The organism is Corallococcus llansteffanensis, assembly GCF_003612055.1.
Lineage (GTDB): Bacteria > Myxococcota > Myxococcia > Myxococcales > Myxococcaceae > Corallococcus > Corallococcus llansteffanensis.
Window position 1 is genome coordinate 1 of record NZ_RAWB01000349.1, and the last position, 10,675, is coordinate 10,675.

Consider the following 10,675-nt stretch of genomic DNA (forward strand, 5'->3'; position numbering starts at 1 on the left):
GGGCAAGAAGGTGGCCCTCATCGCCGTGCCGCTGGTGCTGATTGGCGCGGGCGTGGCGGTGGTGATGGCGCGCGGCGGAGGCGAGACGCCTCCGGCTCCGGCCCCCGTGGTGATGACGCCCCCGAAAGCGCCTGTCGCGTCGCCGCCCCCGCAGGTCCGGGAGGATCCGCCCGACGCTCCGCCCCAGGCTGCGCTGCCGCAGGACGTGACGGTGGACCTCACCTCCACGCCTTCAGGCGCGGCCATCTTCGACGGGACGGAGCAGATCGGCACCACGCCCACGAAGCTGGTGCTGCCGCGCTCGAAGGTCACGGTGCTGCGCTTCAGGCTCTCCGGCCACCAGGACCAGGAACGCACGCTCAACTACAGCCGGCTCGCGGACACGACGGCCCAGCGCGTGGAAGTTCGCCTGGATCCGGTGCGCACCGCGCCGTCGCGGCCTACGAAGCCCGCGAAGCCGTCCAATGGCTCCGACCCGGGCATCGGCGTCTTCGAATAGGGCACGCGGCGCAAGGTGGCTGCAGTCGGTGTGGCTTGGCTCATGCCAACCCATGCAGCCATGCTCGCTTGTGATGTCTATCTTCCGGAGCAAGCGCGGATTCTGGCAGGGGCCAGACCGTCCGGAGCCGCGTGAACGCCTACCCGACAGCGCTCTCCGTAATCCGCACGTGCGCATCCGTCAGGTGGAAGCCGTAAGCGGCGATGTCTTCGAGACAGGCGTTCACATCAACGCCGCGCTGCGGTTCTTCAGGGCGTTCAAGCGCTGTCTCGGCGTCGCGCCCGGCACGTTCCGCCGCGGCGCGGGGCCCCCGTCTGGACTGCATCAGGCGAGGCCCCGACCATCAGCGCATCACTGCATCGACAGCGCCCAGGTGTAACTGCCACTCGCCCCGATGCCGGTCAGGGTCGCCTTGCAGGTCGCGAACGTGCTGCCATTCGAGGTGGCCGTGCCGTTCGGCGTCCAGGACGCGGGGGTACCCAGGAACGGATCGGGCGGGGTGTAGATGGAGCTCAGGTTGAAGGTACAGGTCTTGGTTCCGCTCGCGTATCGAAATGCGACGGCCGTCGAAGTGCCACAATCGAGCTGGTGCGTCACTGAAGTCGAGTTGGCCAGGACCGTGCCGAGGCTCGGGATGATCGGCGTGCAGGTGTTCGTGAAGGTATTGCTGATGCTGCTGGTGGTGATCTTGTTCTGGACCGTGAAGGTCAGGGTCGCCGCCTGAGCGGACCCCATGCCCAGGACCGCCACCGAAAGTGAAGCAAACAGCGTGGAACTCTTCATGATCAACCCCGTTGGAGAAAGGAAACGAGTTTCCCTGTAGACGAGATAAACGCTTCTCTCCTGCTTTGTCCAGGCGTAGACGTTCGGCTGCCTCGCCCCTGCCTCAGGCGGCTCATTTGCCTCTTCTGGCTTCGGCTCTGCCCCCGCTTGAGGGAGGCTGCCATGACCTCGGCATTCTCTACCAGGAGGGCCGCGGAGTCCCCAAGGACGAGCGGAAGGCCGCCAGGCTCATCAAGCAGGCCTGCCGGGGCGACAGGACTGAACCCGGTAGAGCCGCGCGCACGTGGAGGGAGGTGTTCGAGGCCAGCACGGGCAACCGGGCCGGCACGCTCGGACGCGGGTGACGTCAGAGGTGCTCGCGGATGGCCTGGTACCAGCGCTCCGCCATCTTCTCCTCACCGATGAGATTCGGATGGACCCCGTCATACGTGTCCGTTGAGGGGTTGAAGCCAGTCCACTGGTCCACCACGTAGACAGGCGAGTCCTCCGTGCTCTTGGCCGCGGCCAGCAAGGGCATGCGCTGGTTGAGGGACTGGAGTTTCAGCGCCAGCATGGCGCCCGAGGTGGGGATGACCTGGGCCAGGAACACCTTCACCCGTGGGTTCACCACGCGCAGCCGGTCGATGATCTGCTCCAGCTCCAACACGGTGCTGTCCTCTGTCTGGTCATGATACGTGTCGTTGGTGCCCAGGTGGATGAGTACCAGGTCGGGATGTGTGCTCGCGGCCCAGTTGGAGATGTTCGCGAGCACCTGATCCGTCCGCCAACTCCAGTGGCCCTCATGGTCGCGGTCGAACCAGACCGAGGAGCAGGTGTTCGCCCCCAGATAGCCCGTCGACAGGGTGCCCACGAAGTCCGCCCTGTAGCCACTCGCGGTCAGCTTCTGCCAGAGCTGGCACCGGTAGCTGGCGTGCCCTGCCGCCCCCTGGGTGATGGAGTCGCCCAGCGGCATCACCTTCGGCATCACCTTCTTCGGCGCCAGCGCGGCGACACCCGCCTCCTGCGTGCCCAGCTCCTCCAGCGCTTCGCCTTCCAGGGGGCCGCAGCAGCCGAGCAGCGCCACGCCCAGCGCGCCCCACACCCGACTCCTCATCCGATGCATCAGAAGCCCCCTCCAGGATGTCCTGCTCATGAATCCCATCAAATCCACAATCGCAACCGAGCCTGTTTCATTGGAAGACCGTCATCCAGGACCCAGACAGGGATGTGGAATGGAAGGCACTCCGCAGGCCCCTGCTTCTCGCGGCGTTGGTCCTGGGCGTCGCTCTCGCATCGCGGGCCCGAGGAAAATCGATCGCTTACGAGCACGGTCGACGCGAGCTGTCGCCGAGTGCTCAGGTCACCTCCGCATGGAGGTGCCGGTTGGACCGATGGAAGCCCACGATGGAGTGCAGTGCCCGCGAGCAGAAGCTCCTGAGGCTTGCCGACAAGAGTCGGCAAGCTCTTCGTCTTTCTGCGCGAGCACCGGCATGAGTTGTTCGACGACGCTTTTCAGGCCGAGTTGGAGTCGATGTATCGACAGACGGGCCAGGGTGAAGCCGCGCAGCCGCCCGCCCTGATGTGCATGGGGCTGTTGCTACAGGCCTACCTACAGACTTCCGATGCGGAAGCGGTGCGTCTGTCGGCGAGCGACCGCTGCTGGCGGTTGGTTCTCGGAACGCTCGATGATGAAGAAGACGAGCCCGCGTTTTCGCAGGGCGGGCTGCAGCAGTTCCGCGAGCGCCTCATCGCGCACGAGATGGACCGCCGGCTGCTCGAGCGCACCGTTGGAGCGCGCCCGACGCGAAGCTCGACGCACTCAATCGCCTGTGCCGACAACTCGACGGCCTCATGGCCTGGGTGGCGAAGCAGTCGAAGTCGTGCGTCGCGGCTCCGCTGACTCACTACATCGAAGCGCTCGCGCAGGTGCGCGAACAGGACCTTGAGCCGCACCCCAAGGGTGGCGTTCAGATTCGACAAGGCGTGGCGGCCGACAGGCGCATCTCCATCGAAGACCCGGACATGCGCCACGGGCGCAAGAGCAAGCGTTTCAATGGCTACAAGCAGCACCTCAGCACCGACCTCGACACCGACCTCGTGGTGGCCTGCGCCGTGACGCCAGCCAACCGCCCCGATGAGGAGTCAACCGGTGCACTGCAGGAAGACATGGCCCACCAGGACCTCTTCCCCGACGTCCTCCTCATCGACAGGGCGTACCTCAACAGCGCAATGACCGAAGACGTGCTGGCGAGCGGCGGCGACGTCGTCTGCCGGCCGTGGCGAGGAGCCAGCGCGAAGCCCGGACTGTTCGGCAAGCGCGACTTCAAAGTGAACATCCGCGACGGCACCCTCACGTGCCCTGCTGGCGAGGTGGAGCCCTTCGAGCCCGGCGCCGTCGTGCACTTCGACCCGGAAGCCTGCGGGCCGTGCAAGCTGCGCTCAAGTTGTACCCAGGCCGTGTCTGGCAAGGGGCGCAGCGTCACGATGGGTGACGATGAGCGGCTCCAGAAGCGCCTTCGCTCACGTCTGCAGTCGCGCGCGGGCCGCGCACAACTCCGCGAGCGTGTCGGCGTCGAACATCGCCTGGCACATCTCGCCAACCGCCAGGGCCCGAAGGCCCGTTACCGAGGCACGCGCCGCAACCTCTTTGACCTCAGGCGACTCGCGGTCGTCCAAAACCTCGAAGTCGCCGCGCGTTACCTTCGCGCGTCGTGACCTAACCTGTTCGGCGCTCTAGGGCAGCATGGTGATGCGATTGAGCGCGGGGGCGGGCAAGGGGCTCGCCATGCTGCTGTGCGCCTTCAGGTATGCCTCCAGCGCGTCGCTGTCCACGGCGCCACCCAGCCGGTTCGTCCCCTCGGCGAACACCGGGAAGCCATCACCCCCACTCGCGAGGTAGTTGTTCGCGGTGACGCGGTACTCCGCCGTCAGGCTCACTGGCACGCCGTTGATCCGGATGGACGCCGGGTCGACGCGGCTTCCGATGGGCGCCGACGCGCTGAACGCATAGGTGAAGCCCGCCGACGGAAGCAGCATGAGGGTGGCTCCCGACGGCCGCCACTGCCGCTCCAGCAGTTGCTCGATTTGCGCGCCCGTCAGCGTCAGGGTGACCAGGCTGTTGCCGAACGGCTGCGTGGTGAAGGCCTCGCCGTAGGTGACCTCGCCCTGGGCGATGCCCGCGCGCATGCCGCCCGGGTTCATGAAGGCCACCTGCGCCCCACCCAGGTTCGCGGGCTTCGTCGCCTCCAGCTGCGAGTCCGCGATGACGAAGCCCAGGGTGGACTGGCCCGCGGAGTCCGTCTGTGTCCTGAGCGTCTGCGACACCCATCCGATGACCCGGTTGGCCCTCGGCGTGACGAGCTCCTGGTACTTCGTCACCAGCTCCTTCACCGCGCCGACCTCCTGCACGTCGCGAGTGACGATGACGTTGTTCGCTCGCGCCTCCACGACGTCGCCCGTCGCCTTGCTCAACGTCAGGTCGATGTCCGTGACGAGCTGCCCCATCGACGAGGCGCTCGTGACGACCTTGCCATCGATGACGCAGTTGTAGGCCTGATGCGTGTGGCCGCTGACGATGACATCCACCGCGTCGTTGAGGCCCTTGGCCATGCCCACGATGGCACCTGAGATGAGGCCGTCCGCACCCGCGCCCTTGCATTCGTTCACCAGCGAGCCCGAGGTCGGAATTCCGCCCTGGTGCACCACCACGATGATGGCTTCGACGCCCTGCCGCCGCAGCTCCGGCACCAGCGCGTTCACCGTCTGCACTTCGTCCTTGAAGGTGAGCCCCGCCACGCCCGTGGGTATGACGCTTTCCGGCGTGTTCTCCAACGTCATGCCGATGAAGGCCACCTTCACGCCCTCGAACTCGCGCACGTCGTAGCGGGGGAACAGCGTGCGGTCCACGCCCGTGGCCACGTTGGCCGCCAGGAACTTGAACTTCGCGCCCGGGAAGCCATCCCCGTCCAGGCAGCCATCCACCGGGTGGCAGCCGCCCGACTGCATGCGCAACAGCTCCGTGCTGCCCTCGTCGAACTCGTGGTTGCCCACCGCGACCAGGTCCAGGCCAATCAGGTTCATCGCCTCGACGGTGGGCTCGTCGTGGAAGAGCCCCGACAGCAGCGGGGAGGCGCCGATGAGGTCTCCCGCCGCTACCACCACCGTGTTCGGATTGGTGGCCCGCAGGGCCGCGATGTGCCGGGCGAAGTACGTCACGCCGCCCGCGTTCACCCGTACCGGTCCACCGTCGGGGGCCACGCCCGTCAGAATCTGGCCCGCGGGCTCCTCGAGCTGCCCGTGGAAGTCATTGAACGCGAGCACCTGCACGCTCACCGTGGTGGGACCCGAGTCGGGAGTCCCCGAGTCGGGAGTCCCCGCGTCGGGAGTCCCCGCGTCGGGCGTCCCCGCGTCCGTGCCGGAATCCGGGGGCGGCACCTGGACGGAATGCTGCTCACAGCGCTTGTCCTCGCAGACCCACTCCGTGTTCGAAGCCGGCGGTCCCTTGTCTTCACGGCAGTCGGCGGCGTCCTGGCACTCGTCACCTCCGCAGCCGCCTTGGGCGAAGAGGAACATGCCGGTGACGAACGCTCCGGCGAGCAGGAAGACGCTGGGACGCGCTCCCAGAAGTGACGAGCGCGGTGTGGCTTGTGGCATCGACGGAACTCCAACGAACAGGGAGGGGGAACCTACTCTGGTTCGTGGACGATGGCGCGACTTCATGGCGGCACGGTGAAGCTCGCGCCCCGACTTCGTCTCGACACGGGTCTGCGGCTGTCGCCCGTACTCAGGTGCGGATGGCGGCGCTTCGTTGCCACACAGCAGCAACTCCGCGGGACCTCCGGTGCGACCCACCAGGACGGCCACCTGACCGTGCGCGCGACCGAAGCGCTCCGCCTCCGCGCGGGGCAGTCCCGGGATGAAGAGGCTCTGCTCGGACCAACTGCAGTCCTCGGCCTCGCCAATGGCGGGCGCCACCACCCAGCCGCCCGCGACGAGCTGGGACGTCAGCCGCTCCTGCTCCCGCTGATTCTCTTCCTTGCCGCGAGGCCGTGAGCCCGGGTTCCACGCGGTCAGGAAGGCCCACTCGCGATGTCCGCGGGCGAGGTGGAGCCCTTCGAGCCCGGCGCCGTCGTGCACTTCGACCCGGAAGCCTGCGGGCCGTGCAAGCTGCGCCCCAGTTGTACCCAGGCCGCATCCGGCAAGGGGCGCAGCGTCACGATGGGTGACGATGAGCGGCTCCAGCAGCGCCTTCGCTCACGTCTGCAGTCGCGCGCGGGCCGCGCACAACTCCGCGAGCGTGTCGGCGTCGAGCATCGCCTGGCTCCTCTCGCCAACCGCCAGGGCCCGAAGGCCCGTTACAGAGGCACGCGCCGCAACCTCTTTGACATCAGGCGACTCTCGGTCGTCCAAAACCTCGAGGTCGCCGCGCGTTACCAACTCGCAGCGTGACCTAACCTGTTCGGCGCTCTAGAATCCCACTTCCCACCGCGACTTCGACGGCGCCAAGCAGCTCATCGTGACTCCGGCGTCGCCGGCATCGCTCGAGATGCGGACGCGCCTCCACCGCGAGCGCCGCTCGTTCACGCTGTATTTCGAGCCCCTCGGCGGGCACGTGGAGGGACTGACGGGCACGGTCGACTCCTCCACGCCGTGAGCAAGAGTCGGCGCCGGGGGCCATCCCCCTACCGGTAGTCCACGTGCAGGGCCGGGACGTAGTCGATGGAGCCGCCCGTCTGCTCGAGGCTGCAGTAGCTCGTGACCTGGTTCTGGTTGTCCCAGGTCTGCCCGCCCCAACTCGGCACGCGGTCCGTGATGGGCGACTGCCCCACGTAGAGGCCGTTCGAGGGCCAGGTCCCGCTCGCCCAGTTCTTCACGACCGTCGTCACGTCCCAGGCCTGCGCGCCGCCGGCCGTCGGCGCCGGCAGCCACCACGAGCCTGCCGTGTAGACCTGCGGCAGCGTGTTGAAGGTCACCGTGGACGGGCTCCAGGCCCCGGCGAGCGCCCGGACCAGGTAGCGCGCGTCGGACACGGGGTGTGGGGCGAGGGCACAGGGGTACATCACGAGCGCCGCCACGAGCACGTTCCTCCCCGAGAGCGCCGCCGTGTCGAACCGGAGCGCCGAGCCACCACAGTTGTGGAAGAGGGCCTGCCCGCCCGGGCCGATGGTCCAGGTGAAGAAGCAGCCCACCTCATTCGGTCCGGAGGGCAGGGTCACGTTCTGGTTGGAGAGCAGCGCGGTGCTCTCCATCACGGTGGCGTCACCGGTGGTGCGCAGCACGGCGCGGGTCGCGGTGGTGAACGAGACTGCGTTGGAGGGCGCGGAGCTCGTCGTCCCCTTCACCGCGCGCACGCGCATCCAATAGGCCGTCGCGGGCGTGAGGCCGCTCACGCTCGTCATGGTCATGTTGGCGCCGAGGCGGAAGGCCTCGGTGAAGGGCCCCGCCGCCCCGGTGGCGTACTCCACGGAGTACCCCGTCTCGTCCTGGGCCACGTCGGTCCAGGCGAGGCTCACGCTCGTGGCGGAGGTGACCGTCGCGGTGAGCCCGGTGGGCGTGGCGATGACGACAGGCGGCACCGTCGTCGTCGCCGAGACTGGCGCCGTGTAGCCCGAGGGCGACCACGGCGGCCCGGAGGGCGTGGGGGCGAAGAGGGGGAGCGTGCGGAACCGGTAGTGGTAGAGGGTGCCCGGCACGAGGCCCGTGTCATCCCACGTACCGTTGGGCGGCCCGCCGAAGACGAAGTTGCCCAAGCGGGCCACCTCGGCCCAGGGGCCGGTGGCGGACGGCGCACGCTCGATTGCGACGCCGCCGCAGATGTTCCAGGTCCAGCCGAGCCGGAGCGAGGTCTGCGACAGCGCGGAAGCCGACGTGCCCTCCGTGGCCGGGCAGAGCGAGCCGATGACGATGGGGCCGTTGTAGACGGAGACCTGCACCCAGGCGGAGGCGCCCGCGACACCCACGGCCCGCACGCGGTAGTTGTTGGTGCCGAAGACCGGGCTCTCGTGTACCCAGCCGGTCGAGCCCGCGGGGAGCGTGACTGTCGAGCCCCAGGTGATGAACTCGCTGGAGTACTGCACCTCGTAGGCGGTCTCGTCGGTCGCGGCGTCGGTCCAGGAGAGCCGCGCCACGCCGGCGGACGCCACCACCTCCTGCACGCCGGTGAGGCCGGTCGGCGCGTTGGGCGGCACCGCCGCGGCCGTGCTCACACCCACGACGGAGGTGAACGCCGACGCGCTGGCGCCATTCACCGCGCGCACCCGGTAGAAGTAGGTGCTCCCGGTGGCGAGGCCCATCTCGCCGTAGCCCAGGGCCGAGGCAGGTGGGCTCGCGATGAGCGCGAAGGGCCCGCCGCTCGCAACGGAGCGCTCGACCTCGAAGCCGGTGAAGGCTCCGGACGGCGGCATCCAGGTGAGCTCCACGCCCTGGGAGCTCGTGGCCCGCGCGACGAGGTTCGTGGGCGCGGATGGCGCTGCCACGCCGCCGTCGCCTCCGCCGCCGCCGTCTCCTCCGCCGCCGTCTCGTCCACCCCCGTCGCCGCCGCCTGCTCCACCACCGTCTCCTCCGTCCCCGGCGACTCCCGGGCCGCCGTCTGCGTCTCCATCGCCGGCCCCGTCGGTGGGCCCGCCACCGCACGCGGCAAGCGCCACGAGCGAGACCAGGAGGAGTGCACGGCAGGTGCGGGGCGAGGCGCGAGGCATGGAGACTCCGGTGGAGAGGAACATCGAGGCCGACTATTCCCCTGGCCCGCGGCACGGGGGAGGTGCACTCGCGACAAGTCGGCTGGGCCACCCCTGAGCGGGGGTAGGCGGCTGGCTCACTTTCACTTCACCGCGAGCGAAGCGGCCGCCCGCGACGTATCGTGTGGCCACGCCGCCAGCGACCGGAGCAGCCGTGGCCCCCGGCATCCCCACCATCACCCTCGACCCGCGCTCCAACCGTCCGGTCTACCTGCAGATTGCGCATGCGCTCATGTCCGAGATTCACCGCGGCCGGTTCCGGCCCGGCGACGCGCTCCCGGGCTACCGCACGCTCGCGCAGGGACTGGGCGTGTCCCGCAACACGGTGATGGCCGCGTACCGCGAGCTCGCCGACGAGGGATGGCTGGTGGCGGCGCCGGGCGAGGGGAGCACCGTCGCACCCACGCCGCCGCGGCGCCTTCCGGGCGCCTCCGAGACTCCGCCCGGGCCCGCGGCGGAGCTCACGGGCGCCGGCATGGGCTTCGACCTCCGCCGGCCCCCAGACCCCGCGGTGCCCGACGCCGCCCGCAGTCTGCTCCGCGTCGCCACCGGCAACCCCGACCCGCGCCTCCTGCCTGGCGCCGCGCTCGCGCGGGCCTACCGCCGCGCGCTCACCGTGAACCCGCGCGGCACGCTCGCGGTGGACGACCCGCAGGGCCACCCCACCCTTCGCGAGGCGCTCGCGCGCACGCTGCGCGCGGCCCGCGGCGTCGCCGCCGCGCCGGAGCGCCTGGTGGTCACCCGCGGCGGGCAACTGCCGCTGGCCCTCGTTGCCCACGCCCTGCTCGGGCCGGGCGACGCGGTGGCGGTCGAGGCGCTCGGCGCGCGGGACGCGTGGGAGGCCTGCGCTCGCGCCGGCGCGCGCTGCCTGCCAGTGCCGGTGGACGCGCAGGGGCTCGACGTGGACACCCTCGAGCGGCTCCTCTCGACGGAGCGGCTGCGCGCGGTGCTCACCACCCCGGTGCGCCAGTACCCCTCGGTGGTCGCGCTCTCGCCGGAGCGCCGGGCGCGGCTGCTCGCCCTCGCGGCGCGCCACCGGTTCGCCGTGCTGGAGTCCGAGCACGACGCCGAGTTCCAGTTCGAAGGAGCGCTGCCCCCGCCGCTCGCCGCGGAGGACCGCGCGGGCGTGGTGGTGCTGGTGGGCTCCCTCTCGAAAATCTTCAGCCCCGGGCTCCGCCTCGGCTTCGTCCACGCGCCCGCGCCGCTCGTGGCGCAGCTGCGCTCCGCCCGCGACGCGCTCGACCGCCACGGTGACCCCGCGCTCGAGCGGGCGATGGCGGAGCTGCTCGAGGACGGCGAGATCGAGCGCCACCTCAACCGCATGCACCCCATCTACCGCCACCGTCGCGACGTGCTCGCGAACGCGCTCTCGGAGCACCTCGGCGCCGCGCTCACCTTCGACCCGCCCACGGGCGGCCTCGCCCTGTGGGCCCGCACGCGAGAGGGGCTGGACGTGGACGCCTGGGCGCGGCGCGGCCTCGAGCGCGGGGTCGCCTTCCAGGCCGGCCGGCAGTTCGCCTTCGACGGCGGCGCCGTCCCGGGGCTGCGCATCGGGTTCTCCAACTACGGCGACGCGGAGCTGGTCGAGGTCGCGCGGCGGATGGCCGAGGCCCTCCTGGAGGGGCAATGACGGTGGAGCTGCAGCCGCTGGACGGGCGCGTCGTGCTCAAGGGACTGC

Annotated in this window: 6 protein-coding genes and 3 pseudogenes; 5 read left to right on the plus strand and 4 right to left on the minus strand. The window is 69.9% G+C overall.

The features are described 5' to 3' along the window. Positions 1–499, plus strand: a pseudogene (locus tag D7V93_RS27625) (protein kinase); the annotation flags it as partial. 351 nt (positions 500–850) lie between these two features. Here the strand turns inward: D7V93_RS27625 and D7V93_RS27630 are convergent. Further along, a complete protein-coding gene (locus D7V93_RS27630) occupies positions 851–1,282 on the minus strand; it encodes a hypothetical protein (protein ID WP_120646244.1) in 432 nt (143 codons plus the stop codon). Between the two features lie 346 nt (positions 1,283–1,628). Continuing rightward, a complete protein-coding gene (locus D7V93_RS27640; RefSeq protein WP_244237543.1) occupies positions 1,629–2,384 on the minus strand; it encodes an SGNH/GDSL hydrolase family protein in 756 nt (251 codons plus the stop codon). A 260-nt stretch (positions 2,385–2,644) separates the two neighbouring features. On the opposite strand from D7V93_RS27640, the pseudogene D7V93_RS27645 reads away from it, so the two are divergent. Beyond that, positions 2,645–3,976: pseudogene (locus D7V93_RS27645) on the plus strand (transposase). An 18-nt stretch (positions 3,977–3,994) separates the two neighbouring features. Here the strand turns inward: D7V93_RS27645 and D7V93_RS27650 are convergent. Beyond that, positions 3,995–6,397 (minus strand): DUF3293 domain-containing protein, encoded by a 2,403-nt coding sequence (locus tag D7V93_RS27650; RefSeq protein WP_120646242.1) that lies wholly within the window; start codon positions 6,395–6,397, stop codon positions 3,995–3,997. Between D7V93_RS27650 and D7V93_RS27655 the strand changes: the two are divergent. Together D7V93_RS27655 and D7V93_RS45235 are read left to right on the plus strand one after the other, a co-directional pair. Further along, a pseudogene (locus tag D7V93_RS27655) lies at positions 6,359–6,709 on the plus strand (transposase); the annotation flags it as partial. The gene D7V93_RS27650 and the pseudogene D7V93_RS27655 overlap by 39 nt on opposite strands. A 67-nt stretch (positions 6,710–6,776) precedes the next feature. Then, positions 6,777–6,914: a hypothetical protein gene (locus D7V93_RS45235; RefSeq protein ID WP_158623878.1), complete on the plus strand. Its 138-nt coding sequence runs from the start codon at positions 6,777–6,779 to the stop codon at positions 6,912–6,914. 28 nt (positions 6,915–6,942) lie between these two features. Here D7V93_RS45235 and D7V93_RS27660 read toward each other — a convergent pair whose 3' ends face one another. Further along, positions 6,943–8,736, minus strand: coding sequence for a fibronectin type III domain-containing protein (locus tag D7V93_RS27660; RefSeq protein WP_208723170.1), 1,794 nt, complete (start codon positions 8,734–8,736; stop codon positions 6,943–6,945). 415 nt (positions 8,737–9,151) lie between these two features. On the opposite strand from D7V93_RS27660, the gene D7V93_RS27665 reads away from it, so the two are divergent. Continuing rightward, positions 9,152–10,627, plus strand: coding sequence for an aminotransferase-like domain-containing protein (locus tag D7V93_RS27665; protein WP_244237544.1), 1,476 nt, complete (start codon positions 9,152–9,154; stop codon positions 10,625–10,627). Positions 10,628–10,675: the final 48 nt, after the last annotated feature.